Below are 26,142 nucleotides of genomic sequence, written 5' to 3' on the forward strand. Positions count from 1 at the left end.
TGACACGGGCCCTTCTCATCTCTTCCGACAGACTCATGATTGGAGTACCTGCATATGGTCAATCGACTTGTAGCCGTGGATGACTCGGACTACCGCCTCCCAGACCCCGTTCGCCAGGCCCTCGCGACAGACCTCGGGCGACCCGCGACCGAGCTCGGCGAAGCAGTAGCTGCCGCCCGCGGGTTCGTAGCCGACACGGACTTTGCGACGCTCGAGGAAGCGCTGGCCGCGACCGCAGCCGGTGGAGTCTTAGAGATTCGAACTGTGCACGCGCGTGAAGCCACATTCACTATCGACAAACCTGTGACACTCCGCTTCGTGAACGGAGCCACGATCAGCACGTCCGTCGCATCGATCCGGGCTATCACCGTTACCGCGAATGGTGTGACTGTGGACTCTCCCAGGCTTACCGGAACCGGGTCCGCAACGTCGGGGTCCGGGATGGGGTTGTATGCCGATGGCGTGACCGGACTGCGCATTCTGAACGCGCACATCGAGGGCTGGTCTCAGTATGGGATCTGTCTATCTCGAGTCTCCGATTTTGAGATCAAGGACACACTGGTGCGCGACGTGGCCTACGCGGGTGTCATGCTCTTGTCCTGTGTTCGCGGCTTCATCTTCCGCACCGAGGTTGACGGTGTGACCCAGCCAGGTAACTTGCCGCAGTCCTACGGTTTCGCGGCTACCAAAGATGCGACGCAACCCCTCACCACGCACCCCCACAGCATGGACATCACGTTCAAATCGTGTGTCGCCAGGAACGTCACGAAATGGGAGGGCTTCGATACTCACGCCGGCATCCGGATCAGGTGGGAAGACTGCCAGGCAATCAACTGCTACCACGGGATCGCCGTTGTCGGCATGGAAGACAAGACCACAACACCGGGCACCCCCGGTTGGGCGCCTGTGGATTTCGTGATCAGCGGTTGCAGTGCAGACTCCACCGTGACGGACGGATCTCGAGGCTCCGGCCTGAGCATCGCCGGTCAGAGCCTGGGAGCGGGAAACCCGCATGCATTCGCAACCGGCAAGGTCATCGGCATGAAGATCATTGGCCACGGTGATGTCACCAACGGTAACCAGGGTGGAACGTACATTCACACGACGAGGGGGCTTGTGCTGGACGGGCTCACCGCGGAGGCGTGCTCGCCTCACGGCGTTGTCTTGGCGCACACAAACTATGAGTTCCAGATCGACAACATCGAGGTCATCGACCCTTGGAAAGGTGGTGGCGGGGACGCCCCGGTCGGGCTGGCGTTTCGTTCTTCCCACAATCAGGGTTTCGTTGGAAAAGCTCGAATCTGGAGAGGCTCGAAGACCGCCGATCAGGTTCTTGGTTACGGCATCCGGAACTGGATCAACACGGCTGACACCAGCATCACCTACGGCATGGTCGGAGTAACGGGCGCCGTTACCGCACCGCTCCTCAACCCGGGAAACCGGATGGGACAGAGATTGGAGGGGTCGATCGGGTTCTTCGGAGCTACGCCTACCCTCAAGCCGACTGTAAGCGGCTCCCGTACAGATGGCACAGCTCTGACGAGTCTGCTTAGTGCTCTCGCCAGCTGGGACTGATCACGAACTCGACGACAACGTAGCTAGACCTCCACGGGCTTGCACCGGTCGCCGGCCCCCGCGTCTTCCCGATGCGGGGGTCGGCGCACCCACTAAGGAAAGGGAGAGCACTACGGTTGCGCGCATGGACGTCAGCTTCTTCATGACCTATATGGGCACCCTCGCTTCATTCCTCGCGATCGGCGCGATGGTGACCCACCTCCTGCTCAGCAAGGAGATCCTGCCCGCAGGGTCAATGCTCGAAGCTGCGCAATGGACCCTGGCGGTACTCTCACTCGTCGCCGCGATCGTATCGATCATCGACACCATGGTTGATGCGGTCGGTGAAGTCGGAGACGCAGTCGGTCCGTCCATCAGCGGGATCGTCCTTTTCGTCGTGCTGCCGGTGCTAGGCATGGCCGCGATAGTCCTCGCCGCCGTGGCATACGACGCGCACAAGAGGCACAAGATGCAAGCCCAGTAATCACCGACGGCGGCCCTCGAGGGCCTGGATACGCAGGTCCATCGTCGCAATAATTCGGGCTTGCGCCTCAGCAAGCGCCAGCAACGTGTCAACGATGTCGGACATGTTCGCGTTCTCCGGGTCCGCATGCCACTGGATAGCAAGGGCCTGCACCTGATCAGACGTCGCAAGCAACCAGCGGTTCGCGGAGTCGGGCAGATTCGGGTCGTCGAGTTCCACGCTCAAAACGGTAACCCCGAAAGTGCACCGGAGTGAAGGGACGTCTCAGACAACCCCAGGAAGGTGCTCTACCGGCCCAGTGACCGCGGGTTCAGGCACAAGGTACAGGCCCGTGGGCGCGTTGGCCGTGAAGGCGAGAGCGTCAACCCACGCGCGATTGATAGCAGGCTGGCGGCTCCCCGCGTACTTGAACACAAGAGACGAACCCGCATGCACCCACACCGTGGTTCGACCGCCGCCCACACTGGCATCTTCCTTCCAAGAGAAGGGGAAGGGCTCGCCGCGTCGGAGCTTCGCGGTCATAACGAGTTGGATGTGTGTCAGAGCCCGGTCTTCAATCTCGGTCTTGGGTCCACCGTCATAGATGAACTTGCCCATCGAGGACTCCTCTCGCGGTCATAGGAACCTGCGCCAGAACTACGAATACGTCAGACCAAAGAAAGTGGACCCCAGCATGAGCGCCACCACGGCGACAATCGCGCTGACGGCCCTCACTCCGGCGGGACCGCGCCGGACAGCAACAACACCAGATGAGAGAGCCGCGACCATTGTCGCGAAACTGACGTAGCGAATCGTCACGTCCGGCAATCCCAACGCTGTCGCCAGACCCGCGAAGACCAACAGCCCCACGGCGACACCAGCAACAACCAGCCGACTCACGGAGCCTCGCCCTCTTGACACGAGAACTGCCTGATCTCCCGAAGTGCTCATCGAATCGCCCCTGACTTCCCCCTAGAACATACGAGGCTAAGACTCTCACCTCGACGATGCTGTTGCAACGATTCCTCTAGTTCGCCGTCCAGGCGCTCACCGTCCGTTGCCGTCAAAAACGGCCTTATCCGTGGTGATGTAGAGCGGCACCGCAGCAGCCTGACCATGCCCAAGAACAGCCGGTGTGGACGGGTCTGGGAGTGACCGGCGATGCTTCCCCAACGCAATCCACGGTTCGAGGTCCGGGAGTGTTTTCAGCGCCGTGCACAACGTCGCCGTGTACTCCCCCTCGAAGTAGCCAACCCATGTACCCACGGCCTCAGCGAGCATGTCTGTGCGTTCGCCCGCAGTCGCCTTGAGTTCATCCAGCACCGGTGCCGTGTCAGTCGTGTACCTGTTGCGTGAACAGATCGCATCCAACGCGATACTGAGCTTCGTCGCAGGAGACAAGCCTCGAGACTGCATGCCGGACCATCCATTCCTCCGGCCGAGACAACCAAGTCTAAGTCGGCGCCTGGCAACTCCATCGCTACTACGATCGAGACCTTTTCCACGTCGGCGGTCCGTGGTAGTGTCGAAGTAACAGTTCCCCCCGGGGCCAGGCGCCGACATACGTACGCTTGACTTGCCGGGGGGCCTTCTTTTTGCCCTAAGGTCGCGATATGGCAAAACCGTCGCTACCCATCGCTAGCCAGGTAACTCTCCTCGCGAGGCGAGGCCTGCTCGACAGTCGGAGCGAGCTGAACAGAGCCCTCCTCGACCACGGTTACTACCGGCTTTCGGGCTACTGGAGGTACTTTCAAGTCGATCCCGCCGCAGGGGCCAACTCCTTCATCCACGGCAGCGACTTCGCCGACGTCTATGAGCTCTACCTGCAGGATGCGATGCTGCGGAACCTGCTGATCGAGGGATTGTCGGAGATCGAAATCGCGCTTCGGTCTATGCTCGTCGCGCACTTGTGCATCGCGGGCGGCGACGGTACTGAGTTCCGCGATCCCGCCACCTACCTGGACAGTGCGAATCAGGACGGCGACATCATGCGGGACCTCCTTCTCGCAGACATTGCTAACGACATCGAACGGTCGAAAGAAAGGCATATAGCCCACTACCGAAGCAAGGACCCTTCGAAGGTTCCGATGTGGGTTGCCACCGAAGCGTTATCGTTCGGGGTGCTCTCTCGCATGTACGGACTGCTCGCGGATTCCGAGCTGCGAGACAAGATCGCCGCTCGATTCGGGTACCGCGACGGGCTCACCGCAGCTCGATTCGCGACCAACCTGCGAGCGGTCGCGGTCCTGCGCAACGTGTGTGCTCACCAGGGTCGAATCTGGAACCGACATGTGAGGACCGACGTGCCATATATCCCCCGCTCCTTGGTTACGCCAGGGACGACCAGTCAGGACTATCGGAACACCGCGTGGGGAGTCATCACGGTCACCGCACACATGGTCTCGACAATCCGACGCGACTCAAGTTTTGACACAGACCTTCATGGCATGACCGCCGCGTTCACTCGATTCAAGAACGGGCTTACCTCGCCCGAGCACAAGTAGTTCGCCTCAAGCCGAGCTTTCATACTCAGCAGTCTGAGGTATCTCTTCGTCGAGGTTCTTCGTCGCAATGGGGCCAGTCCCGAGCGCAACGTAACTCGGTCCAGAACCGGGCGTCACGGTATTGACTGATTGATGATCGCTCGAATCTCTGCGGCGATGAGGTCAGACCTCTTTGAGCGAATCCGGGAGAGCTGGTCGAGCGCCGGGAGTAGAGCCAGCGTGAGCTCGATGTGACGGTTGCGCAGTTCCGCATAGCGACTAGCAATTCCGGGGATATCGACGTCCGCCCACTGCATCAGAATCCGCCGCATGGCTTGATCTTCCCTCGCCCAGCGTTTGGCTCGCCTGGCGAACCGATCATCTGCGAACGTCTCGTCGTCGTACCAAGCTCCGCCCTCCGCCTGACGACGAATACTGAGATCATGCTCCTCCCGCTCCCGCTGCCAGACGTAGCCCGTGATTACGTCCGGGTAACGCCGGCAAAGCTCCTGCGCGACACGAGCGACCGTAGGCCAGGGCACGTGAGTGATGCCGTCCTCGACGATGGTGTCGGGGTGGGCGACAAGATCCTCTACGGCGATGCCTGTTGCTGCACTGAGCCCGTTGAGGTTGGATATCTCGAGAGCTGCCGAGCGGAGAGCAGGGGTCGCGATCGACTCCTCAAGAAGCTCAAGGGCGACAAACTCAGCAGCGCGGCGAGACGGGGCCTCAGGATCATGCGAGGCTAACCGGGTCCACGCCGCCTGCGTCGCATCAAACGCATCACGCAACCTCCATGGCACCTTGCATCGTCTGGCGGGCACCCACTCTGCTTTCCCACGCATGTCCGCGTCGAGGTGTTGGATGCGAACTCGAGATGGCAATTCCGGTACCACGAGCAGGATGACTCGATGCCAGCGCTTCCGTGGAGGGTCCCAGTACAACCATTCAGATTCCTCGTCCGCTGGCGCCGGCAGCCGCTCGTAGGCAAGCTCCATGGGACACAGATCCTATCCCGGTCGCTCCGAACGCTGTTTGTTGCCGTCCGGCTATTCTCGACCAGATGGGTGACCAGACTTTTCAATCCGCGGTGGCGGGAGCCGTCAGGGCCGAGCTGGCTCGGGCGAACAAAAAGCCCAGCGAACTCGTCGACGTCCTAGGCCTGAGCAGACCGACGGTATACGGCCGCATGTCCGGCGCATACCCCTTCACGACAGCAGACCTGGAGAAGGTTGCCGCGTTCATCGGCATCACGGCGCAGGACATCATGCTCTCAGCCGCGCTCGCAGAGCGTTTCGGGGCGGACGGACCCTTGGGGATCACGCCGCTGTCTGCGCCGAGCCGCGATGCATGGAGCCAGCCACGAGGATCTTTCAGGCGTCGTCGACTTCCGTGAATCACGGCGATTCAGTCCGCACTGAGTCCGCAAACCGTGCCGAACTGACCCGCAGCCACCAGCAGCTACCAACACCCAGTTCCCCGGAATCTCAGCGGACACATTGGCCGCCAACTATCGCCAACAACGCCGGCACTGTTCATCAACTACCGCTGACAACACTCGCGTCGGCGGTCGGGGCTCGGGAGTCATCCCGAGCCCCTTCTTTTCTCCGGTTAACGCATATCGAGATATCGGTGTTCTTCGTCGAGACTGGAAGCGGTCGTGACTCGTCACGACTCCGACGCCATCCCCGTCCGACACCCGATCGCCGCGGTGGATGCGCTTCGAGGATGCCACGCCGACTCAGGGGAGGGAGCGGCGCGGGCCCCCGAAGCTCGCGTCGGCTTGGGGTCTGCCGGCGTCGCACGTCGACCGGTCCCGGGTTCATGACAAGCCTCCCCGCCCGCTGCGCGCCCCCACGCGGATCGGCCCCCCGTGGAGGCATGACGGCAATCCTGCGACCGTCGCTCCCCTCACCGCCCGGGAGTGGACGCCGGTGGCAGACCAAGAACGACCGGGGGCTGGGCCATGGGGCAGATCGAGTCGAAGAGCATCGGAGAGAACAAGCAGCTGCTGGCGGATGAGGTGTTCCACCACATCGGGCGGCTGATCACGGAGGGAGAGTTCGCCGAGGGTGACCGGATCCGGGACGTCGACGTGGCGGACGAACTCCACGTCTCGCGGACGCCCGTGCGCGAAGCACTCCAGCGCCTGGAGCGCCTGGGACTGGTGACGATGTACCCGAGCCGGTACACGGAGGTGACGATGGTCACGCCGCAGGTCGTGGCCGAATCGCTGGAGTTCGCCGGCTATCAGGGCGGGATCACCGCCCGGATGGCGGTGCCGCGACTCAGCGCCGTCCACCGCGAGCGGGTCCTGGAGCTCATCGCGCGGATGCAGGACTCGCTCGCCGACGGCGCATCGACGGCACGGGCGCGATGGGCGGTCTTCGCCTACCTCGCCGACCACAGCGGCAACCGCCAGCACCGGATGCTCATCGACGATGTCGCCGTGGCCGTGACCCGGAACCTGCGCGGATGGGTCGTGCGTCCCGGCGATCGCGAACGCATGCGCGAGGTGTATGCCGATTTCGCCGAGGCGGTGCGCAGCGGTGACGGCGACGAGGCGGAGCGTCTCGCCCGCGCGATGTACTACGTGTGAGCGGCGCGCCAGCCGACGACCCAGCGGTGCAGGCGACGGTAGGCGTCCTCCCGGGCGTCGTGCCGGGACAGGAAGACGTCGTGCAGGGCGCCGTCGATCCGTTCGACCGTCACCGTGGAACCCAGCCGCAGGGCCGCGCGGGCGATGTCGTCGACGACGAGAACGGAGTCGGCCGAGGTGAGCTCCTCCGACCAGCGGGTCGGCGGAACGAACCGCGCCGACAGCAGCACGCAGACCGGTGCCGCGATGTTCAGACCTGCCGCGACGGTCTTGTGCCCGGAGAGGATCGCGTTGAGCCAGCCGGCGTAGACGGCCATCGTCTGCACCGGGCGCCACGCGGTGTTGACCTCCATCGGGTCGTCCGGGTCGGCCACCTCCTGCTGCGCCCGCGTGTAGTAGCCGAGGTCGATCTGCGGCGCGACGTCGAGCGGCCGGATCCGCGCCTGGAACTCCACCATCGGAGCGATGGCGGCCCGCACGGGGGCGAACTGGAACTCGAGCCAGGGACTGTTGAGGACGAGGGCATCGGCCGCACCGGGATGCCGCGATGCCCACAGGCTCAGCGTCAGGCCACCGGTCGAGTGTCCGAACAGGATCAGACGACGACCGCTCTCCTCGCCGCGTCCCATGGCGTCCAGGGCCGCGGCGATGTCCTCGTCGTAGGTGGACAGATCGGTGATGTAACCCGGGGTCTGCCCTTCCCGAAGACTGCGCCCGTACTTGCGCAGATCGAGCGCGAAGAAGCGGGCGCCGCGAGCCGTCCAGAACCGCGCCAACCGCTTCTGGAAGAAGTAGTCCGACCATCCGTGGACGTACAGCACGTCCACGCCCTCCAGCAGCGGGCGACGGCGCCGGGCACGCTCCCACCACGGGACGGGAGTCGGCAGAGCCCGCACGAGAGTGGCGACCACAGGACCCTGCTCGTCGCTGCCGAGGTCGAGGGTGAGCTGGGCGAACTCATCGCCGAGAACATCCGGAACCCACTCGGCCATGCGTCCTCCCCCTCGCGCACAGGCTAGCCCACGGCGGTCATTGTCCGCCGGGACGGGCCACGGCGAAGTCGTCCGCGATGGTGGCCGCGATCGGCGCGAGGTCGTCGATTCCGGACCCGTCGAACGTCGTGAGACGCAGCCAGTCCGCGCCCACGCGGAGATCCAGCACCGGACGGCGGAGTTCGTCGACGCCGGTACGGGCGGCATCCGCTCCCTCGACCTCGATCTCCTCCTCGCCCTCGAGCTCGTCGAACGCCCACGCGCCACCGGGCAGCGTGGTGAGCATGATGTACCCCTGCGCGGCGTATTCGTCGTCCCCGGAGGCGTAGTAACAGATCCGCGCACCGTTGCGCTCCTGGTAGACCTCGGCCGGGATGGACCACCCGCCGAACGCGTCGACCACGTACACCTCGGCGTCGACCTGCTCCGCGAGCTCCGTCGCGGTGAGGAACCGCGTGCAGTCCACACCCTCCACCGGGCTCTCCGTCACATCCACCTCCCGCAGCGACGCCACGGCCGCGGCGCCGAGCGCGCGCAGGGCCTCCTCGAACGCCGCGGTGTCGTCCGGCCCCTTCTCCGGGTCCACGACGGTCGCCGACACGAGCACCTCGCCGTCGAGGAGCTGGAAGAAGCAGTACCCGCCGGTCTCGCAGCGGGATTCCTCACCGTAGTAGCCGCCGCGCGACTCCGCGCCCGCGACCGTTTCCTCGGCCCCGGGGAGGATCGTGACCTCCCAGTTGTGCTCCGCCGTTCCCGCCGAGCAGGCGATCCCGCCCGCCCGCTGGAACATGTGCTGCGCCGGACCGGGGTACCAGCTCGGCGACGACCACACGCCGAGCACCTCGGCCACCTCACCGCCGACATCGCCGCCGGCGGTCGACATCGCCGCCTCGACATCGGCGCAGTCCACGTCGAAAGCCGGGGTGGGCGCCTGCGCCGCCGCGTCCGTCGGGGCGGGCGTGATCGCGGCCGACGGCGTCCCGGTCGGCTTCACCTCGGGTTCGGGCGCACAGCCGGACAGCAGGAGCACGGCCACGGCGCCGAGGGCCAGGAGTGCACGAGGTCGCATGGCCTCAGCCTAGGGCTGCGGGGACCCGGCGCCGGGAGCACGCCCCGGCGCCGAGACGACTCACTCGCCGCGGGAGACGCGCACCATCTCGTCGCGCGGGACGACCTTCACACGCGCCCGCTCCTGGGGCGCGCCGAGGCCGATCTCGTGCTCGTCGAGGCGGTGCCAGCCGTCCAGATCGGTCCAGGCGACGCCGCGCTCGGCGAGCAGTGCCGGGATGGCCTCCTCGGACGGGTCCTCCGGGTGCCACCACGACCCCTGGTCGTTGATGAGGTGACGGACGGTCTCCATGGCGTCGGACTTCGTGTGGCCGATGAGGCCGACCGGGCCGCGCTTGATCCAGCCGGTCGCGTACACGCCGGGCACGCGATCGTTGGAGTCCTTCGCGAGCACCTGGCCCTCGTGGTTCGGGATGACGCCGTGCTTCTTGTCGAAGGGGACACCGGGCAGCGGCGAGCCGAAGTAGCCGATCGCGCGGTACAGCGCCTGCACGGGCACCTCGCGCAGCTCCCCGGTGCCGACCGCACCACCCTGGCCGTCCGGCTGGGTGCGCTCGTACACGAGGGCCGCGACACGGCCGTTCTCGTCGGTGCGGACCTCGACCGGGCGGGCCCAGAAATGCAGGTGCAGGCGGCGCGATGCCGTGCCGCCGGAATTGTTGACGGAGTCGCGCGTGCGCCACGACTGCAGGATGCGGTCGATGACCATGACCTGCTTGTTGCTCGCGACCGCGTCCTTCGAGGCCTCGTCGTAGTCGAAGTCCTCGTCGTAGACGACCATGTCGACGTCGCGCAGCTCCCCCAGTTCGCGGAGCTCCAGCGGCGTGAACTTCACCTGAGCCGGGCCTCGGCGGCCGAACACGTGCACGTCCGTGACGGCGCTCGCCTTGAGGCCCTCGTACACGTTCTCGGGGACCTCGGTGACGAGGAGGTCTTCGGCGTGCTTCGCGAGCATGCGGGAGACGTCGAGGGCGACGTTGCCGTTGCCGAGGACCGCCACCGACGCGGCGTCCAGCGGCCATTCGCGCGGCACGTCGGGGTGCCCGTCGAACCAGCTCACGTAGTCAGCGGCGCCGTAGGAGCCCACCGCGTCGATGCCGGGGATGTCCAGCGACGTGTCGCGGATCGCTCCGGTGGCGAAGATGACCGCGTTGTAGTGCTTCTTGAGGTCGTCGAGCGTGATGTCCTCGCCGAAGCGGACGTTGCCGAAGAGACGGATGTCGCCGCGGTCGAGCACGTCGCGCAGGGCGGTGATGATGCCCTTGATGCGCGGGTGGTCGGGGGCGACGCCGTACCGGACGAGTCCGTAGGGGGCGGGGAGCTGCTCGAACAGGTCGATGGACACGTCGAACTTGCGCTCGGCCTTCAGCAGGATGTCCGCGGCGTAGATGCCCGCGGGGCCTGCACCGACGATGGCCAGTCTCAGCTTGGTCATGGAGGTCCTTTCGTGTGCCGTCGCGGCAGACACCCGGGCCTTCGGCCCGCGCGATGTCAGCTGGAGCGCTCGGCGAGGGTCTCGGCGAATCGGGTGAGCGCTTCGCGCACGGTGCCGCGCGGAAGGGCGGTGAGGGCGTCGATCGCCTCCTGCGTCCAGGCGTGGGCGAGCTCGAGTGTCTTCTGGGTGACGGCGTGGTCGCGGAGCTCGTCCAGCGGTCCGTCGAGGATGGCGGGGTCGGCGCCGTCGGCGATGAGGGCCACGCCGTCGTCGATGCGGGCGGCGAGATCCGCCGCGGCGGCGTCGTCCTCCGCCTTGAGCAGGAGGTACGGCATGGTCGGGACGCCGGCGCGGAGGTCGGTCCCCGGGACCTTGCCGGTCTCCTCGGGCTTGGCCGACAGGTCGATCACGTCGTCGAGCAGCTGGAAGGCGACACCGATCTTCTCGCCGTAGGCGCGCAGCGGCTCCTCGTACTCCGCGGGGGCGTTCGAGAAGATCACGCCGCCCTGGGTGGCCGCCGCGATCAGCGAACCGGTCTTGTCGGCGAGGACCTGGATGTAGAACGCGATCGGGTCGTCGTCCGGCTGCGGGCCGAGGGTCTCGTGCATCTGCCCGAGGACCAGTCGCTCGAACGTATCGGCCTGAAGTCGGATTGCCCGCTCACCCAGGCGGGACATGAGCTGGCTGGCCCGCGAGAAGAGGATGTCGCCGGTGAGGATGGCGATGTTGTTGCCCCACACCGTCTGCGCGGCGGGAACCCCCCGTCGGCGGTCGGCGCCGTCCATGACGTCGTCGTGGTAGAGCGACCCGAGGTGCGTGATCTCCAGCGCCTTCGCGACGTCGATCACCTCTCGGGTGTTCCCGTCGCCGAGTTGGGCCGCGAGCAGCGTGAGCACGGGACGGATGCGCTTGCCACCGGCCTCGTAAAGGTAGCGGCTGGCGGCGTCGGCGAGCGGGTCGGCGACGCGGACGTCGTCCGCGAGCCCCGTCTCCACCAGCTCCAGTCCGTCCTCGATGGTGCGGGCGATGCGACGCGCGGCGGGACCGACGAAGACGCGATCGCTGAAGCCGAGACGGCTCGCGAGTCGCGAACCCGGGGCGCTGGGGCTCGAAGTCACGGTCCCAGCCTACCTGCGTCGGGTGCCGCCGTTCGCGCCGTGGTCACGCGGGCTTGCGAGCCCGGTGCAGGGCCACTATGCCGAAGGTGAGGTTGCGGTACGCGACGTCGCGCCAGCCCGCCTCCCTGATCCACTCGGACAGCCGCTTCTGGTCGGGCCAGTCGCGGATCGACTCGTTCAGATAGTCGTAGGCGTCGCCGTTCGTGCCGGCGACGCGGGCCACGCGCGGGAGCACCTGCGCGTTGTAGAACCGGTAGGCCCCGCGGAAGAGCTTCCCGGGCGGCGTGGAGAACTCGTTGATGACGAGGCGGCCGCCCGGCTTGGTCACCCGGTAGAGCTCGCGCAGCGCCTTCTTCGGGTCGTTGACGTTCCGCAGCGCGTAGGACATCGTCACCGCGTCGAACTCGTCGTCCGCGAACGGCAGGGCCGTGGCGTCCGCCTGCACGAAGGAGAGGTTCCGCATCGCTCCGTGGCGGCGCTGACCCTCGGCGAGCATGCCGGGCGAGAAGTCCGCCGCGACGACCTGCGCGCCGCTGCGGGCGAGGGAGGCGGAGGAAGACGCGGTCCCCGCGCCGAGGTCGAGGATGCGCTCCCCCGGCTTCGGGGCGACGGCGCGGGTGGTCGCGGCCCGCCACAGCGCGTCGTTGCCGAACGTCATCGCCGTGTTCGTGCGGTCGTACCCGGCGGCGACCTGGTCGAACATGCCGCTGACGCGGGCGGGGTCCTTGCCGAGATCGGCGCGGTTCTTGTCGTTCGCGGTCACGCGTCCAGTCTAGGCGCGAGCTCCAGCGCTTCCAGCCGGTCCAGCCACGGATCGGCCGTGGCGTCGTCGAACGGCGCCGTGCGCTCCCTGACCCGCGTCTCGAGGTCGAGCGCCAGCTCCTCCAGATGCCGCATGACGGTGGCCGGGTACCCGTAGCGGGCGCTGTGCTCCGCCCATTCGTCCCGGTCATCGACCCAGGTGCCGCGCTCGCCCTCCACGCGGACGACGTCGAGATCCATGTCGATGCCGATCGCGAGCAGGGGATCGTCCGACCACCGGACGTCCCACCCGAGATCGATGTAGACACGCATGCCCCGGGGGTGGCGGCGATTGACGGTGAGCGCGAAGTCGGCGCTCGGCGGGACGAGGGTGACGTTGGGCGTGGCCGCATGGAACTCCGCCCCCGGACGGGCGCTGTGCCAGCCGGCGGGCTGCCCCACCCAGTCGCCCCACCGGTCGGCGCCGAGGTACACGCACTCGTGACGCCAGTGCGGCGACCCGTCCCACTTGCGCCACTGGAAGATCATCTCGGCACCGGCTGCGGGACGCGCATCGCTCATCCGCCCACCCTACGTCCGCGGGCTCCGCCGACGCCCCGCGGAATAGGCTGGAGTCGTGCAGCACACCCCCCTGGTCGTGGAGACCCGAGAGATCGACCCGGTCGAAGACCTCCTCTCCTTCGCGGACCCCGCCCGCCCGCTCGCCTGGTTCCGCCGCGGCGACGGGATCGTGGCGGTGGGCGAGCCGCTCGCCGAGCTCCGCCCGCCGGCCGAGGAGGGACGCACCCGCGCCGAATCCCTCGCGGCGCTCTGGCAGGGGCTCTCGGCGGAGGCCGCGGTCTCCGATCCGCTGCGACTCCCCGGGACCGGGCTCGTCGCGTTCGGGGCCTTCACCTTCGACGAGGACTCGCACGCCGACAGCGTGCTCGTGATCCCGTCGCGGATCCTCGGCCGCCACGGGGACCGCTTCTGGGAGACCCGCATCCGTCGCAGCGACGACCGTGCGCCGGGCGCCGTCGAGCCCGCGGAGTACGGACCGCACTGGGCCGGCACCGTGGGCCCGGGAGCGCAGAGCCCCCAGGGCTACCAGGACGCCGTGCGGGGAGCGCTCGCCCGCATCGCGGACGGCGAGCTCAGCAAGGTGGTCCTCGCCCGCGACCTCCAGGGCACCATCCCCGCGGGCTCCGACCTGCGGCGACTCGTCCGGGCACTGGCCACCGGGTACCCGGACACCTGGGTCTTCGCGGTCGACGGGCTCATCGGCGCGAGCCCGGAGACCCTCGTCACCGTGCAGGACCGGACGGTGACCGCCCGCGTGCTCGCCGGCACGATCGGACGCGGAGCGGATGCCGACGCGGACACCGCCGCGTCCGCGCACCTCGCCTCCAGCACCAAGGACCTCGACGAGCACCAGTACGCCGTGCAGAGCGTGCTCGCGTCCCTGCGCCCGTACACCAGGGCGCTGGCGGCGAGCGAGCAGCCCTTCCTCCTCAAGCTGCCCAACCTCTTCCATCTCGCGACCGACGTGGAAGGCGAGCTGGAGAACGGCCGCTCGGCCCTCGACCTCGTGCGCGCCCTGCACCCGACCGCGGCCGTCGCGGGCACTCCGACACCGACGGCCATCGCCGCCATCCGGGAGCTCGAGCCGTTCGACCGCGGCCGCTATGCCGGGCCGGTCGGCTGGGTCGACGCGGACGGCAACGGCGAGTGGGCCATCGCCCTGCGGTGCGCGCAGTTCACGACGGCCGCGGACGCGATCACGGTCACCGCCTACGCCGGGGCCGGGATCGTCGCCGGATCGGATCCGGAGAGCGAACTCCTCGAGACGCGGGTGAAGTTCCGTCCTCTCGTCGACGCGCTGGCCTGACGTCCGCCGCGGTCAGCTCGCGGACGCGCCACCTTCGCCCGCAACATGACCGAGAACTTCACCGATGACGGTTCGCGCTTCCTCGAGAAACTCAGGCCGCACGGTGACCTTGTCCTCAGCAAGCAAGCCCAACACAGCCTCTCGAGCAGAAGTCGCCGGCTTGAATCGAATATCCGGCGCCGGAATTTGCCGCGCTAGGACAACGGGGCTCATCGCCTCGAGTTCCTCCAGCGCCTTCTGAGTGCCCGGCTGTCCATCCATGTCGAGGATGGCGCCGACGCGGGTAAAACCAAGCTCTACAAAAAGGCGCGCAATCTTCGGAATATTAGAGACACCGCCAGACCCCCACCCATACACGTTCGCGTCGGGTGGCAGACCAAGGCCGGCGAGCACGCGCGGAAAGTACGCTACGTCATCTTGGCCCTCCGTCAGAATGACACCGTCGTCAAGGAACAGTGCCTCGCGAGCGACCGAACCAACCGTATGCGGGTTAGCCATGTTCCGCGTGTCGGCGAGTGCAGAGATTCTTTTCAACGTCTCGGGCGATGCTTGGGCGATCTCGGAGCGACCTTGTGTCTTGTAGATGCGAGCGATGGTCGCACCGTTTGCAATGTCTGCCCAGTCAATCAGCAAAGGAGAGTGCGTCGAGATGATGATCTGTCGTTTCGCCGAATACTCGGATAAGACTTGCGCGAGCCGCCTGATCAATTGAGGGTGAAGTGACAACTCCGGTTCGTCGATCGCTATAAGCGCGCCTGGGTCCGAATCGTAGAGAGCATCCACGATGAACAGCAGACTCACTAGACCGTCGCCAAGTCCTTCGCTGGTATACCACGAGCCATCGGGCTCCATCATCTTTAGAAACTGCTGACCGGTTGCAATCTCGTCGATCGTCCACTGCACGGGATAGCCGACGACCCGCTCGAGAAGCGCGTCGAACTCCTTCCTTGAAGTCGGGTCGCGATCAACTTTACGTAGCCGCCCAACGAATTCCTCACGCAGCTGCGTACGCGAATACTCCTGGCCAGACATTGCCCAGTTTCGGTCTTCGTTCCCCATGTTGCCGAAGTAAGGGCTGAACTGGCGACGGGAGGGGGTCACGTGGATGTCAAATGTGCCCGGGGCGGCATCTTCGGGGAGCCATCGGTAGAAGGCCTGACTTCCTCCGGGGCGGGCGGTTTCAACCTTAAGTCGTCTACCGTCGACGTGAGCCAACTCAAGGCTGACCGAATCGCGGTCGCGGTGGCGGCGGGGCTGGGCAAAGCTCATCTGATACGAGTTCCTTGCCATAGCCAGAAAGTGAAGCGCTTCTAGGAACGTCGATTTTCCGCTATTGTTGCTCCCAACGAGCACGGTGAGCCCTGAGCCAGGTTCTCCCGTCGGAGCGGCAAGCCGCAAGACCCGTTCCTCGGCGAACCCCCGATACCCGGCGACGCACACCTCAGTGAAGTGTCCCGCTTCTGTTGGTCGACCGGTCGGTTCAATCTGCCTCGACGGGATCATCCCGGTGTCCTCCAGGAATTCCATCGCTCGGTGGTCGTGGACAACTTCCTGCACGTCAAACTCTCCATTCTCGTCATAGGCGATTGAGGCGCCAACGGCTTGGATCGTATCGATCATTGAGGATCGCCAGACAAGGATGATTGCGAGCGTTGCTCCTGGCTCCACCGCGTTCAGGTAGTCCCCCGACAATGTCGACGCCGCGATCCGCTGTCGATCGAAGAAGTGCGCAACAAGATCGTCGTTCAAGCTGGAGAACTGCGGACCATCTCCCGCATATGCCCTACCGTTCCGGATCATCCCGACGTGCATCGTCGCGTTGGGGACGACATCGCCGCGTCGCGCGAACCGCACACTTAGGTATCCAGGTCCACCCGTCCAGGAAATACTGAAAGCTGATGTTGTCGCAGGAGCGGTCAGTTCATCGGGCATTACATCACCTTCCCACCATCGGCCAAGTGAGTGGGTCAGCTCGCGGCGAGGCGCTTCTTCTCGGCCTCGACATCGAAGCCGGCGACCGGCCACTGGGGATCGATGTCCTCGAGGGCGGCGAGCAGCAGCTCCTGCACGGCCAGCCGGGCGTACCATTTCGCGTTCGCCGGCACGACGTACCAGGGAGCGGCCTCCGTCGACGTGCGGTCGAAGACGGTCTGGTACGCCTCCATGTACTGCGGCCAGAGCATCCGCTCGTCGACATCGCCGGGGTTGTACTTCCAGTGCTTGTCCGGCCGTTCCAGACGCTCCATGAGCCGCGCCTTCTGCTCCTCCGGCGAGATGTGCAGCATGACCTTGACGATGCGGACGCCGGAGGCCGCGACGCGCTCCTCGAACGCGTTGATCGCATCGTAGCGGCGTTCGATCTCCGCGGGATCGGCCAGCTGCCGCACCCGTCCGATGAGCACGTCCTCGTAGTGCGAGCGGTCGAACACCCCGATGAACCCGGGCTCGGGGAGCCGCTTCTCGATGCGCCACAGGAAGTCGTGCCGGCGCTCCTCCTCCGTCGGCGCCTTGAACGCCGCCAGCGCCACGCCCTGCGGATCGACACCGCCGACCACGTGCCGCACGATGCCGCCCTTGCCCGCGGAGTCCATCGCCTGCAGGACGAGCAGCACCGCATCCTGCGCCGTGCCCACCCGGCTCTCGGCGAACAGCCGCTCCTGCAGGTCGTTCAGCTGCTCGAGACCCGCTTCGAGGTCGGCCGTGCCGCGGGACTTGCCGTGGTCGTAGCCGGGCTTGCTCTCAGGGTCGACGTCGGCGAGGCGGAAGCCGGGCCGCACCCGCAGGTTCTGCGTCCAGGTGTGCGCGTTCATACGCACATGATGCCAGTCACCGCGGCAGCGGCACCTCGATGATCTGGCGACCGCCGCGCGGCGTCGTCAGCGCCTGGTCGAGAGCGGTGCGCGTGGTGACCCGTTGATACTCCCAGCCGTAGGCGAGCGCGAGGTGCTCCAGGCGGACACCGTGCGGGGTGTAGAACACACGATCCAGGTGCGCGGAGGGGGCGGTGCCCGCCACCTCCAGGCCGTCGAAGATCGTGCCGCCCCAGTCGTTGCCCACGATGACCTGGAGACGCGGCTCCGTCTCGTCGCTCGGGAACAGCAGCGCACCGACGTCGTGGAGGAACGCGAGGTCGCCGAGCAGCACCCGGGTCACACCCGGCGCCCCGGCGGCCTGGCTCGCGACCGCGACGCCCGTGGCGGTGGCGATCGTGCCGTCGATCCCGGCGAGTCCGCGGTTGGCGTGCACGGGGACCTTCTTGCCGCCGAGCACCTCGTCGGCGACGCGGACCAGGCGCGACGATCCGAACACGAGGCGGTCGTGCGGCCAGGTGGCCCGCCACACCGCATCCACGAGGCGCTCGCGGTCGAGCGGGCGGCGCATGGCGTCGAGTTCCGCGCGCACGGCGACGCGGCGGGCGGCGACGTCGGTGGAGGAGAGCCCTTCGGTGTCGGGCGCGTTCTCACTGAGATCCACGGCCTCGGCGGCGGCGGCCCGCATCCACGCTCCGAGCCACTCCCTGTCGGTCTCCCCCGGCGCGACCGCGACGGCCGCGACGGCGCGCGTGCGGTGGTTGAGGTTCAGCTCCTCGCCGCCCTTGCGGACCGCGACCACCTCCACGGCCGCGCGGGACAGCAGGCGCGCGGCCTCGCGGCTGAGCGTCGGGTGACCCAGCACGACCACCCGCTCGATGCGCCCGCCAAGGTCGTCGCGGGACAGCAGCCGGCGGTACCCGTGGACCACCTGGCGCCCGAATCGCGCGCCGCTGACGATCTCCGCGATGAGCGGCCAGCCGCCGACGTGGGCGACCTCCTCCGCCTCAGCGCCCGCATCGGCGCCCGCCAGGACGACCGTCCGGGGACCGCGCTCCAGCGGGAACGCCTCCGGCTCCGGAAGCCGCGGCGGCTCCCCCGGTGTCAGCGTGCGTGAGGGCATCGCGCCCGACAGCGGCTCGCGGGAGGGCAGGTTCAGGTGCACGGGGCCGGCCACGCCGGGAAGCCCGGACTCAGCATCCGCCGCTCCGAGCGCGAGGGCGACCACTCGCGCGGCGAGGCCGTCCCAGTCGCCGTCCCCGGGGACGGCGGCGTCGATCTGCGCCCGCACCCAGGGGTGGAAGAGCCCCTCCTGGACGGTGGCCTGATTCGCACCGACCCCCCGCAGCTCGGGAGGCCGATCCGCGGTGAGCAGCAGCAGCGGCACTCCGGAGTGGAAGGCCTCCATCGTGGCCGGGAGGAGGTTCGCGACGGCCGTGCCGCTGGTGCACACGACCGCGACGGGGACGCGGGTCTCCCTGGCGATGCCCAGGGCGGTGAATCCGGCGACCCGCTCGTCGATCCGCACGTGCACGCGGAGCGGGCCCTCGTCGGCGAAGGCCGCCGCGGCGAGCGCAAGAGCCTGCGAACGCGACCCCGGCGAGAGGACGACGTCACGCACGCCGTGGGACACGAGGTCGGCGAACAGGGAGGCCGCGGCCTCCATCGCCGGCGACGAGGTCACGGGCGCGGATCCGCGGCGGGCGGCTCGTCGGTCTCCTCGTCGAGCCGCGCGAGCTCCTCCTCGAGGCGACGGATCCGGGCGTCCTGCTCCGCTTTGCTGATGCTGCGGAGGAACGCGGGGTCGTCGTCCGGGGCGACGGTGCGCGGCACACCCTGGTCGTTCGCCCGGCGACGGCCGATGACGAACCAGAGGATCCCGCCGATGACGGGGATGAGGACGACGATGGCGACCCAGGCGGCCTTGGGCACGCCGCGGTGCCGCGTCGCCGGCTGCACGGCGCAGTCGACGATGCTGTACACCCAGAACACGGCGGCGAGGAAGCCGCCGATGATCAGTAGTCTCGCCACCCCTCCAGTCTAGGCACGTCGGGGCCGGTCGGGCCCGGAGACGGCAAAGGCCCCGTTGCTAGACTGCGCGGGACATGCCGCCCCTCGCCCCCGTCCCGACGCCGCGAGCGCGCGCCGAGCGGATCCTGCCGAGCCGGATCATGATCGCCGTCGGCCTCGCGCTCCTCCTCGTCGTCGGTGCCTGGTCGGCCTCCCACGGGTCGGTGGATCCGCATGCGACCCTGTGCCTCGCCCCCGGCGTCTCGCAGCCCGCCGACGCCACGGCAGCCGGAGTCCCGATCGTCGATGGCCCCTCGGCCGATCTGGCTTCCTATGCGGCGGCGTGCGCGGTGGCGGCCCTCTGCTGCGTCGCCCTCGTCCTGCTCCTCCGGCACCTGCGCACCCGCGGCGGCGTCCGTCTCCGCGGTCTCCTGCCCCGGGCGACCGCACGCCTCCGCGCCGACCCTCGCCCGCTCCTCCCCGCGGTCTCGCTCGTCCAGCTCTCCATCTCCCGCACCTGATCCGACACCGGCTCCCGCCGCTTCCGCGGCACCCCTCGTCGTATCCCCCGTGTTTGGAGACCCCATGAAGACCCCCGTCAAGGCGACCCTGATCGCCGTCGCCGTCGCCGTCGTGCTGCTCGTCGCCGGCATCGTCTACGCCCTCAGCCAGCAGCCCGCGAAGCCCGATCCCGAAGCCGGCGAGAAGCTGCCCACCGTCCGCACCGACTCCCACGTCCTCGATGAGGGCGGCCCCGACGCCGTCACGGTCGTCGAGTTCCTCGACTTCGAGTGCGAGGCCTGCGGCGCGTTCTACCCGATCGTGGAGGAGCTGCGCGAGACCTACGACGGCGACATCCGGTACGTCACCCGGTACTTCCCGCTGCCGGGGCACGTGAACTCGACGCAGGCCGCGCTGGCCGCCGAGGCCGCTGCACAGCAGGACCGCTACGAGGAGATGTTCCACCGTCTGTTCGAGACGCAGGCCCAGTGGGGCGAGCAGTCGACGGAGACGCCGGAGGTGTTCCGCGCGTTCGCCGAGGAGCTCGGGCTCGATATGGCCGCGTACGATGCCGCGGTCGCGGACCCCGCCACCCTCGCCCGCGTGCAGCAGGACAAGCGCGACGGTGAGCGGCTGGGGGTGAGCAGCACCCCGACCTTCTTCGTCGACGGCGAGAAGGTCGAACTCGTCGAGTGGAACGACCTGGAGGAGGCGATCGCGGCGGCCGTCGCCGAGTGACCCCGTCGGTGGGGTCGCCGTGCGGCGGCCCCACCTCTACGCTGAGCGCATGACCTCGGAGCGCCCCTCGTCGGCCCGTCTCCTGTTCGGGGCCCTGCGGACCACGCCGGCGACGCTGACGATGATCGGCTTGGTCCTGCTCACGGGCGTGATCTGGCAGGGGCTGTGGCGGCCGTTCGAGGACTCGGCGCTCTTCCCCGCCGTCGCCTACGGGCTGCCGAGCCTGGCCGAGGGCAAGTGGTGGACGCCGGTCACGGGGACGTTCTTCGTCAACGAACCCTGGGTGTACCTCTTCACCATCGCCGGGTTCTGGGGCATGGGCTACCTGGAGCACCGCCGCGGCACCCGGGTCGCCCTCGCCTACTTCACGGTCGGGCAGCTCTTCGCGATCTTCGCGACGGCTCTGTTCCTGCTGCTCGTATCGCAGCTTCCGTGGGCGTGGGCGCAGACTCAGGCGCAGGCCCTCGACGTCGGCGCATCCGGCGGGACCATGGCCTGCATCGCCGCCGCCGTCGGCCTGTTCCGTCCGCCCTGGCGGGTGCGCGCGTGGCTGGTGCTCCTCGGATTCGTGTTCGTCGCGATGATGTTCTGGGGAGAGCTGGCCGACCTCGAGCACCTGTTCGCGGTCCTGCTGATCCTGTTCGTGGACCGGAGCCTCCGCGTGCGGCGCACGACCGTCCGGGAGCAGCGACTGATCGCCGTGATGGCGGTGCTCACGCTCGTGGCCATCGAGATCATCACGGTCCTCGTGCCGACCGACGGCCCGTTCGGTCCCACCGATCCCGCTTCGGGCGGTTTCATCGATACGGCGATCGACGTCGCGGTGATCCTCTTCATCGCGAACGGCCTGCGGCGCGGTCGCCGCTGGGCGTGGGTCGTCGCCGTCATCCTCGGCCCGCTCAACGTGCTCGCCGCCACGCTCGTGCTGGTCCTCATCATCCTCACGAGCGAGGCGCAGCTCGAGACGGTGATCGACGCAGAGACCGAACTCACGCTCGCCACCGGGATCCTCTGGGCGCTGGTGCTCACCTATCTGATCGCGGTACGCCGGGCTTTCCGTGCGCGCCGCTCGACCGCGCTCGGCCGGCAGCCTGCCCCGACCGGAGACGAACTCCGGCGCGAACTGCGGGCGCACGGCGGCGGCACCCTGTCCTGGATGACGACATGGGAGGGCAACGGCTACGCCCGCGTGGACGGCGGGATCGTCGCGTACCAGCGCCGCAACGGCGTCGCCCTGGCCCTCGCCGATCCGATCGGCCCGGCGGAGTCCCGGTCCGCCGCGGTCCGTGACTTCATCCGCACGGCCGAGGACGCCGGACTCGTCCCCTGCTTCTTCAGCGCGGACGAGGCGACGAGGGCGGCAATCCCGGAGACGTGGCGCAGCCTCGTGGTGGCGGACGACACGATCGTCGACCTTCCCGGCCTCACCTTCACCGGCAAACGCTGGCAGCCGGTGCGCACATCGCTCAACCGGGCCGGGCGGGAGCAGATGACCTTCCGGCTCACCCACCTGGCGGCGGAGACCTGGGGCCTCCGTCAGCAGCTCCGTGGGATCTCCGAGGCGTGGGTCGGCGACAAGGACCTTCCGGAGATGCGGTTCACCCTGGGAACCCTGGAGGAGGCGGAGGACCCCGAGGTGCGGCTCGCCCTCGCGATCGCTCCGAACGGCGACGTCGACGGCTTCCTCTCGTGGTTGCCCGTGTACGGGGAGGGCGGGGTGGTCCGCGGCTGGACCCTCGACCTCATGCGGCGTCGCGAGGGCGGTTTCGGACCGGTGATGGAGTATCTGATCGGCGCCTCCGCGCAGCAGTTCTCGGAGGAGGGAGCCGAGTTCATGTCACTCTCCGGCGCTCCCCTCGCGCACGACTACCCGCCGGACGCCGGTGTGATCGCCGCGTTGAGCGACCGGCTCGCCGATGCGCTCGAGCCCGTGTACGGCTTCCGCTCGCTGCACCGCTTCAAGGAGAAGTTCCACCCCCGCTACGAGACCATGTACCTCCTCTTCCGCGACGAGAGCGACCTCACCCGCATCGGCGGAGCGCTCACCCGGGCCTTCCTCCCCGACGCCACGCTGCGGCAGTTCGCCGGGGCCGGGCTGGAGCTCGTCCGCGGCGAGCACTGATCCTCGCGCCCGGGCCCGCGCGTCGCCGGACTCAGGCCCGCGCCTCGGCCACCTCCCCGGCGACGCCATCCCGAGTCTCCGCAGCCGGACGCTTCGCCGTGTTCGCGATGTGCGCCCGCGCGACGACGAGCGCGGCGACGACCATGATCCCGACGCCGAGCCCGTACGGCGCGGCATGGCTGACAGCGGTGTAGAGGGCGGCCGCGATCAACGGGGCGACGGTGCTCATCGCGGCGTTGAGGGACTGGGTGGCACCTCCGAGCCAGCCCTGTTCGTCGTCGCCCACGGCGTTGGACATCGCGCCGTCCATCGCGGCCTGGGCAGCGCCCTGACCGGCGGCGAGCATCAGCGCACCGACGATGAAGAGCCACGGCTGGGCGAGCAGCGAGGCCACGACTGCGAGGCCGGCGAGACCGATCGCCTGCGCGACGATGGCGCTGACGATCACGCCGCGCTCCCCCATCCGCGGGAGAAGGAAGCCCAGCAGCACCCCCTGGATGAGGATGTCGATGATGCCGACCCCCGCCGTGAGCAGGCCGATCTGCGTCGGCCCCCACTGGATGGCGTCGAGGGCGAGGACGCTGAAGTTGTTCACGAAGAACCCGAACGGTAGCGCGAGCAGCGCGAACGCGATCATCAGCCCGCGGAGCTCGGGGCGGCCGAAGGCGGTGCGGAACACGCCGAACGGCTGGACGTCGCGGAGGGCGATCCTGGCGATCCGGTTCTCCGGTCGCAGGCTCTCCGGCAGCAGGAAGATGCTGAGGATCGCGATCGTGAGGCCGACCGCCGCAGTGAGGAAGACCGGCAGACGGAGATCGATCGCGGCGAGCAGACCGCCGATGGCGGGACCGATCATGGTGCCGATGCCGGTCAGTGCGCCGAGGAAACCGAAGCGCTGCGCGCGCTTCTCGGGCGGCGTGATGTCGGCCAGGTAGGCGAACAGGGCAGGGAGGTCTCCGGCCGTCAGCCCCTGGATGACACGGGCGAGCACGAGCACCCAGATCGCCCCGCCCACGCCGAACAGCGCCATCGAGAAGGCTGCGCCGAACGCCGCGACGATGATGACGGGTCGTCGTCCGAACCGGTCGGAGAGCCGCCCGAGGAGCGGGGCGGCGAGGAAGGCGCACAGCCCGTTGACCGCTTCCAGCACCCCTACCCAGAGGGCGAGGTCGTGTTCGTGCGCGACGTACTGCAGCACGACGAACGGCAGCACGGGCAGGACGACGGTCATGCCGATGACCGTGAGCATCGTGAGGACGACGAGCATGACCCACGCGCGGCCGGCGTCGCGAACGGGAAAACGAGGTGAAGTCATACCGAAAGTGTAGTGATACCAGTTTTGGTGTCAATACACTTTCTGGTCGAGTGCACGATAGGGTGGCCGCATGACGACGCCCCCGCCCCTGGGTCGCCGCGAGCGCAAGAAGGCCGCGACCCGCAAGAACATCTCCGACGTGGCCACCCGGATGTTCCTGGAGCGCGGGTTCGACAACGTCAGCATCCGCGAGGTCGCGGACGCCGCCGATGTCTCCCCCACCACCGTGTTCGCCCACTTCCCGCAGAAGGAGGCGCTCGTCTTCGACGAGGACGACGAGCAGCGCGACCGCCTCGTCTCGGCCGTGCGCGGCCGGTCGACCGGTGTGACGATCAACAAGGCCATCCACGACTTCTATGCGGCCGAGATCGCCGCCAACCTCGATGAGCACGGCGACGACGTGGCCCGTATCTTCCTGCGCTTCCTCAACGAGACGCCGGCGCTCCGGGACTACGCGTCGAAGATGTGGCTGCGCCACGAGGACGCGCTCGCCGAGGCCATCGCCGACGAACTCGACATCCCGGCCCCCACCCCCGAGGTCCGCGTGTACGCGCGGTTCGTCCTGCAGATGCAGATCCTCGTCACCGAGAGCGACGATCAGCAGAGCGTGCTCGACGCCGGCTCGGCCCTTCTCGAACACGGCTGGGCCCCGATCGAGGAGCAGCTCGCCGGCTCGCGGAGCGAAGAGAGATCCGCGGACCTCAGTCCTCGCGGGGGCGCCGCCGCAGGCTCTTGACGTCGGTGCGGCGATGCTTCGCCGTCAGCCGACGCTCCTTCGACCCTCGACTCGGTTTCGTCGCCCGCCGCGTCGGCGCCGGCGGACGCACGGCCTCCGCGACGAGCGCAGCGAGCCGTTCTCTGGCCGCTTCCCGATTGCGCAGCTGCGCGCGGTGCTCGGACGCGGCGATCGTCAGCACACCGTCGACCAGGCGCCCGCGGAGCCGCTCCCGGAGCCGGTCGCGCTGCGTCGGCGACAGGGCCGCGGAGTTCGCCGCATCCCAGACCAGCTCCACCCGGGAGTCCGTGGTGTTCACGCCCTGACCGCCCGGCCCCGACGATCGCGAAAAACGCCACGACAGTTCGGCCTCCGGGATCGTCAGACCCGCGGAGACGCGGAGTCCGGGGCGAGGGGCGGAAGGCATGCCTCCATCATCGAGGATGAACGGCCGCGAGCGCCGAGTGGACGCGACGGCGGGAGTCGAACCCGCAACGCCTCCGGATATGAGCCGGGGCCCGGGACCGCCCGGATCGCCGCGATGGGGATGACGTTACCCGGCCGTGATCCTTCCCACCAGGACCGTTCCCTGGGATAACGCCATGAGTCGCCGGATGACGCGGACGGCTAGCGTCGCCGCCGCTCGTCGTCAACCGGTTCGACCACTCCCGACCCTCCCCGTACCGTCGCTCGCACCGATGACGTCCGAGCAGGAGGCCGACATGTCCGAATCTCAGCACAACGACAAGACCCCGACGCCGATGGCGGAGGCCGGGGATCCGCAGGCGCGGCTGGAGGCCGAGGCCCGCCGCGCGATCGTGACCGGGGCCGACTCCGGCATCGGCCGCGCGACCGCCGTGGCCCTCGCCGCGGCGGGCATCGACGTCGGCATCACCTGGCACAGCGACGAGGCCGGGGCCCAGGAGACCGCGGACGAGGTGCGCAGTCACGGCGCCCGGGCGGTGGTGACCCAGCTCGACGTCTCCGACATCCCCGCCTGCGGCGACGTGATCGACGGGCTGATCGCGGAGCTCGGCGGCGTCGACGTGTTCGTCAACAACGCCGGCGCCGGGCTCCAGACCCCGTTCCTCGACGTGACGCTCGACGAGTGGAACCGGGTGCTCGACACCGACCTCACCGGAGCCTTCGTCTGCCTGCAGCGGGCCGCCCGGTCGATGGTCGCCGCAGGTCGGGGCGGACGACTCATCTCCGTCACCAGCGTGCACGAGCACCAGCCGATGGTGGGGGCGAGCGCGTATGACACGGCCAAGCACGGCCTCGGCGGGCTCATGAAGAACCTCGCGCTCGAGCTCGGCCGGTACGGGATCAGCGCCGTCAGCGTCGCCCCGGGTGAGATCGCGACCCCGATGACCGGGCAGACGGACACCGACCCGCACGCCGAGGACCGCCCCGGCATCCCGCTCGGACGCCCTGGCGATGCCCGCGAGGTCGCTGCGCTGATCGCCTTCCTCGCCTCGCCGGAGGCCGCCTACATCTCGGGGGCCTCGGTCGTGATCGACGGCGGCATGCTGCAGATGGGACCGCAGGCGGGCGCGGCGATCGAGAGCCACGACTGGCGCACGGTCTGAG

The 26,142-nt window shown here is 68.2% G+C and carries 27 protein-coding genes and 1 tRNA gene; 11 read left to right on the forward strand and 17 right to left on the reverse strand.

Annotated features, from left to right (window positions below; all coding sequences use genetic code 11):
* The first annotated feature begins 75 nt into the window (after positions 1-75).
* Positions 76-1,575, forward strand: a complete 1,500-nt coding sequence (locus tag AC3B5L_RS13920; protein WP_490095883.1) for a right-handed parallel beta-helix repeat-containing protein — start codon at positions 76-78, stop codon at positions 1,573-1,575.
* 124 nt (positions 1,576-1,699) lie between these two features.
* Positions 1,700-2,038, forward strand: coding sequence for a hypothetical protein (locus tag AC3B5L_RS13925; RefSeq protein ID WP_490095884.1), 339 nt, complete (start codon positions 1,700-1,702; stop codon positions 2,036-2,038).
* Here AC3B5L_RS13925 and AC3B5L_RS13930 read toward each other — a convergent pair whose 3' ends face one another.
* The 3 genes from AC3B5L_RS13930 to AC3B5L_RS13940 form a co-directional block, all read right to left on the reverse strand.
* Positions 2,039-2,257 (reverse strand): hypothetical protein, encoded by a 219-nt coding sequence (locus tag AC3B5L_RS13930; RefSeq protein ID WP_490095885.1) that lies wholly within the window; start codon positions 2,255-2,257, stop codon positions 2,039-2,041.
* A 45-nt stretch (positions 2,258-2,302) separates the two neighbouring features.
* Positions 2,303-2,635, reverse strand: coding sequence for a DUF7882 family protein (locus AC3B5L_RS13935; RefSeq protein ID WP_490095886.1), 333 nt, complete (start codon positions 2,633-2,635; stop codon positions 2,303-2,305).
* A 429-nt stretch (positions 2,636-3,064) separates the two neighbouring features.
* Entirely contained in the window at positions 3,065-3,340 is a 276-nt protein-coding gene (locus AC3B5L_RS13940) for a hypothetical protein (protein WP_490095887.1), read from the reverse strand.
* Positions 3,341-3,630: 290 nt separating this feature from the next.
* Here AC3B5L_RS13940 and AC3B5L_RS13945 point away from each other — a divergent pair, with 290 nt between their 5' ends.
* Entirely contained in the window at positions 3,631-4,521 is an 891-nt protein-coding gene (locus tag AC3B5L_RS13945; RefSeq protein WP_490095888.1) for an Abi family protein, read from the forward strand.
* Positions 4,522-4,634: 113 nt separating this feature from the next.
* Here AC3B5L_RS13945 and AC3B5L_RS13950 read toward each other — a convergent pair whose 3' ends face one another.
* Complete coding sequence (locus tag AC3B5L_RS13950) at positions 4,635-5,498, reverse strand: hypothetical protein (protein WP_490095889.1); 864 nt, start codon at positions 5,496-5,498, stop codon at positions 4,635-4,637.
* A 65-nt stretch (positions 5,499-5,563) separates the two neighbouring features.
* Between AC3B5L_RS13950 and AC3B5L_RS13955 the strand changes: the two genes are divergently transcribed.
* Both AC3B5L_RS13955 and AC3B5L_RS13960 read left to right on the forward strand, forming a co-directional pair.
* Entirely contained in the window at positions 5,564-5,896 is a 333-nt protein-coding gene (locus AC3B5L_RS13955; protein ID WP_490095890.1) for a helix-turn-helix domain-containing protein, read from the forward strand.
* Positions 5,897-6,466: 570 nt separating this feature from the next.
* Positions 6,467-7,099 (forward strand): GntR family transcriptional regulator, encoded by a 633-nt coding sequence (locus tag AC3B5L_RS13960; protein WP_268776657.1) that lies wholly within the window; start codon positions 6,467-6,469, stop codon positions 7,097-7,099.
* Here the strand turns inward: AC3B5L_RS13960 and AC3B5L_RS13965 are convergent.
* From AC3B5L_RS13965 to AC3B5L_RS13990, 6 genes are read right to left on the reverse strand one after another with little or no spacing between them, the layout of a single operon-like run.
* Positions 7,090-8,091, reverse strand: a complete 1,002-nt coding sequence (locus tag AC3B5L_RS13965; protein ID WP_268776656.1) for an alpha/beta hydrolase — start codon at positions 8,089-8,091, stop codon at positions 7,090-7,092. The genes AC3B5L_RS13960 and AC3B5L_RS13965 overlap by 10 nt on opposite strands.
* Before the next feature lie 37 nt (positions 8,092-8,128).
* On the reverse strand, positions 8,129-9,160 hold the full coding sequence (locus tag AC3B5L_RS13970; protein ID WP_187662286.1) for a hypothetical protein: 1,032 nt from the start codon (positions 9,158-9,160) through the stop codon (positions 8,129-8,131).
* A gap of 60 nt (positions 9,161-9,220) precedes the next feature.
* Positions 9,221-10,594, reverse strand: coding sequence for an FAD-dependent oxidoreductase (locus AC3B5L_RS13975; RefSeq protein WP_268776655.1), 1,374 nt, complete (start codon positions 10,592-10,594; stop codon positions 9,221-9,223).
* A 56-nt stretch (positions 10,595-10,650) separates the two neighbouring features.
* Positions 10,651-11,712 (reverse strand): polyprenyl synthetase family protein, encoded by a 1,062-nt coding sequence (locus tag AC3B5L_RS13980; protein ID WP_259955224.1) that lies wholly within the window; start codon positions 11,710-11,712, stop codon positions 10,651-10,653.
* Positions 11,713-11,755: 43 nt separating this feature from the next.
* Positions 11,756-12,475, reverse strand: a complete 720-nt coding sequence (locus tag AC3B5L_RS13985) for a class I SAM-dependent methyltransferase (protein ID WP_259955222.1) — start codon at positions 12,473-12,475, stop codon at positions 11,756-11,758.
* Positions 12,472-13,035 carry a DUF402 domain-containing protein gene (locus AC3B5L_RS13990; protein WP_187662290.1) on the reverse strand — a complete coding sequence of 188 codons (564 nt, stop codon included), beginning with the start codon at positions 13,033-13,035 and terminating at the stop codon, positions 12,472-12,474. The genes AC3B5L_RS13985 and AC3B5L_RS13990 overlap by 4 nt, the downstream gene beginning before the upstream one ends.
* 55 nt (positions 13,036-13,090) lie before the next feature.
* On the opposite strand from AC3B5L_RS13990, the gene AC3B5L_RS13995 reads away from it, so the two are divergent.
* Positions 13,091-14,341, forward strand: a complete 1,251-nt coding sequence (locus AC3B5L_RS13995) for an isochorismate synthase (protein ID WP_268776654.1) — start codon at positions 13,091-13,093, stop codon at positions 14,339-14,341.
* Positions 14,342-14,353: 12 nt separating this feature from the next.
* Here AC3B5L_RS13995 and AC3B5L_RS14000 read toward each other — a convergent pair whose 3' ends face one another.
* The 4 genes from AC3B5L_RS14000 to AC3B5L_RS14015 are packed head-to-tail and all read right to left on the reverse strand — an operon-like array spanning position 14,354 to position 19,182.
* A complete protein-coding gene (locus tag AC3B5L_RS14000; RefSeq protein WP_268776653.1) occupies positions 14,354-16,273 on the reverse strand; it encodes an ATP-dependent nuclease in 1,920 nt (639 codons plus the stop codon).
* Between the two features lie 35 nt (positions 16,274-16,308).
* The gene (locus tag AC3B5L_RS14005; RefSeq protein WP_268776652.1) at positions 16,309-17,151 is read right to left on the reverse strand and encodes a polyphosphate kinase 2 family protein; all 843 of its coding nucleotides are present in this window, start codon (positions 17,149-17,151) and stop codon (positions 16,309-16,311) included.
* A 16-nt stretch (positions 17,152-17,167) separates the two neighbouring features.
* Positions 17,168-18,817, reverse strand: a complete 1,650-nt coding sequence (menD, locus tag AC3B5L_RS14010; RefSeq protein ID WP_268776883.1) for a 2-succinyl-5-enolpyruvyl-6-hydroxy-3-cyclohexene-1-carboxylic-acid synthase — start codon at positions 18,815-18,817, stop codon at positions 17,168-17,170.
* A gap of 14 nt (positions 18,818-18,831) precedes the next feature.
* Positions 18,832-19,182 (reverse strand): PLD nuclease N-terminal domain-containing protein, encoded by a 351-nt coding sequence (locus AC3B5L_RS14015; RefSeq protein WP_101848410.1) that lies wholly within the window; start codon positions 19,180-19,182, stop codon positions 18,832-18,834.
* A 74-nt stretch (positions 19,183-19,256) separates the two neighbouring features.
* Here AC3B5L_RS14015 and AC3B5L_RS14020 point away from each other — a divergent pair, with 74 nt between their 5' ends.
* From AC3B5L_RS14020 to AC3B5L_RS14030, 3 genes are all read left to right on the forward strand, one after another.
* Entirely contained in the window at positions 19,257-19,682 is a 426-nt protein-coding gene (locus tag AC3B5L_RS14020; RefSeq protein ID WP_268776651.1) for a hypothetical protein, read from the forward strand.
* 64 nt (positions 19,683-19,746) lie between these two features.
* Positions 19,747-20,400, forward strand: coding sequence for a DsbA family protein (locus AC3B5L_RS14025; protein WP_268776650.1), 654 nt, complete (start codon positions 19,747-19,749; stop codon positions 20,398-20,400).
* Positions 20,401-20,449: 49 nt separating this feature from the next.
* Complete coding sequence (locus AC3B5L_RS14030) at positions 20,450-22,522, forward strand: bifunctional lysylphosphatidylglycerol flippase/synthetase MprF (protein ID WP_259955217.1); 2,073 nt, start codon at positions 20,450-20,452, stop codon at positions 22,520-22,522.
* 31 nt (positions 22,523-22,553) lie between these two features.
* Here AC3B5L_RS14030 and AC3B5L_RS14035 read toward each other — a convergent pair whose 3' ends face one another.
* Entirely contained in the window at positions 22,554-23,837 is a 1,284-nt protein-coding gene (locus AC3B5L_RS14035) for an MFS transporter (RefSeq protein WP_259955216.1), read from the reverse strand.
* A 70-nt stretch (positions 23,838-23,907) separates the two neighbouring features.
* Here AC3B5L_RS14035 and AC3B5L_RS14040 point away from each other — a divergent pair, with 70 nt between their 5' ends.
* Positions 23,908-24,573, forward strand: coding sequence for a TetR/AcrR family transcriptional regulator (locus AC3B5L_RS14040; protein ID WP_187662296.1), 666 nt, complete (start codon positions 23,908-23,910; stop codon positions 24,571-24,573).
* Here the strand turns inward: AC3B5L_RS14040 and arfB are convergent.
* Complete coding sequence (arfB, locus tag AC3B5L_RS14045) at positions 24,539-24,979, reverse strand: alternative ribosome rescue aminoacyl-tRNA hydrolase ArfB (RefSeq protein WP_187662297.1); 441 nt, start codon at positions 24,977-24,979, stop codon at positions 24,539-24,541. The two genes, AC3B5L_RS14040 and arfB, sit on opposite strands and share 35 nt — an antisense overlap.
* Before the next feature lie 38 nt (positions 24,980-25,017).
* A tRNA-Met gene (locus AC3B5L_RS14050) sits at positions 25,018-25,093 on the reverse strand.
* A 220-nt stretch (positions 25,094-25,313) separates the two neighbouring features.
* Here AC3B5L_RS14050 and AC3B5L_RS14055 point away from each other — a divergent pair.
* Entirely contained in the window at positions 25,314-26,141 is an 828-nt protein-coding gene (locus tag AC3B5L_RS14055) for an SDR family oxidoreductase (protein ID WP_187664219.1), read from the forward strand.
* Position 26,142 lies beyond the last annotated feature (1 nt).

This window comes from Microbacterium sp. C-MGS6 (assembly GCF_058140415.1).

Excerpts from the sequence above, each read along its gene's own strand:
- AC3B5L_RS13925 (WP_490095884.1), top strand. The coding sequence starts at position 1,700 with ATGGACGTCAGCTTCTTCATGACCTATATGGGCACCCTCGCTTCATTC.
- AC3B5L_RS13935 (WP_490095886.1), bottom strand. The coding sequence starts at position 2,635 with ATGGGCAAGTTCATCTATGACGGTGGACCCAAGACCGAGATTGAAGAC.
- AC3B5L_RS13945 (WP_490095888.1), top strand. The coding sequence starts at position 3,631 with ATGGCAAAACCGTCGCTACCCATCGCTAGCCAGGTAACTCTCCTCGCG.
- AC3B5L_RS13950 (WP_490095889.1), bottom strand. The coding sequence starts at position 5,498 with ATGGAGCTTGCCTACGAGCGGCTGCCGGCGCCAGCGGACGAGGAATCT.
- AC3B5L_RS13955 (WP_490095890.1), top strand. The coding sequence starts at position 5,564 with ATGGGTGACCAGACTTTTCAATCCGCGGTGGCGGGAGCCGTCAGGGCC.
- AC3B5L_RS13960 (WP_268776657.1), top strand. The coding sequence starts at position 6,467 with ATGGGGCAGATCGAGTCGAAGAGCATCGGAGAGAACAAGCAGCTGCTG.
- AC3B5L_RS13965 (WP_268776656.1), bottom strand. The coding sequence starts at position 8,091 with ATGGCCGAGTGGGTTCCGGATGTTCTCGGCGATGAGTTCGCCCAGCTC.
- AC3B5L_RS13970 (WP_187662286.1), bottom strand. The coding sequence starts at position 9,160 with ATGCGACCTCGTGCACTCCTGGCCCTCGGCGCCGTGGCCGTGCTCCTG.
- AC3B5L_RS13975 (WP_268776655.1), bottom strand. The coding sequence starts at position 10,594 with ATGACCAAGCTGAGACTGGCCATCGTCGGTGCAGGCCCCGCGGGCATC.
- AC3B5L_RS13990 (WP_187662290.1), bottom strand. The coding sequence starts at position 13,035 with ATGAGCGATGCGCGTCCCGCAGCCGGTGCCGAGATGATCTTCCAGTGG.
- AC3B5L_RS14000 (WP_268776653.1), bottom strand. The coding sequence starts at position 16,273 with ATGCCCGATGAACTGACCGCTCCTGCGACAACATCAGCTTTCAGTATT.
- AC3B5L_RS14005 (WP_268776652.1), bottom strand. The coding sequence starts at position 17,151 with ATGAACGCGCACACCTGGACGCAGAACCTGCGGGTGCGGCCCGGCTTC.
- menD (WP_268776883.1), bottom strand. The coding sequence starts at position 18,817 with ATGGAGGCCGCGGCCTCCCTGTTCGCCGACCTCGTGTCCCACGGCGTG.
- AC3B5L_RS14020 (WP_268776651.1), top strand. The coding sequence starts at position 19,257 with ATGCCGCCCCTCGCCCCCGTCCCGACGCCGCGAGCGCGCGCCGAGCGG.
- AC3B5L_RS14025 (WP_268776650.1), top strand. The coding sequence starts at position 19,747 with ATGAAGACCCCCGTCAAGGCGACCCTGATCGCCGTCGCCGTCGCCGTC.
- AC3B5L_RS14030 (WP_259955217.1), top strand. The coding sequence starts at position 20,450 with ATGACCTCGGAGCGCCCCTCGTCGGCCCGTCTCCTGTTCGGGGCCCTG.
- AC3B5L_RS14035 (WP_259955216.1), bottom strand. The coding sequence starts at position 23,837 with ATGACTTCACCTCGTTTTCCCGTTCGCGACGCCGGCCGCGCGTGGGTC.
- AC3B5L_RS14040 (WP_187662296.1), top strand. The coding sequence starts at position 23,908 with ATGACGACGCCCCCGCCCCTGGGTCGCCGCGAGCGCAAGAAGGCCGCG.
- arfB (WP_187662297.1), bottom strand. The coding sequence starts at position 24,979 with ATGCCTTCCGCCCCTCGCCCCGGACTCCGCGTCTCCGCGGGTCTGACG.
- AC3B5L_RS14055 (WP_187664219.1), top strand. The coding sequence starts at position 25,314 with ATGGCGGAGGCCGGGGATCCGCAGGCGCGGCTGGAGGCCGAGGCCCGC.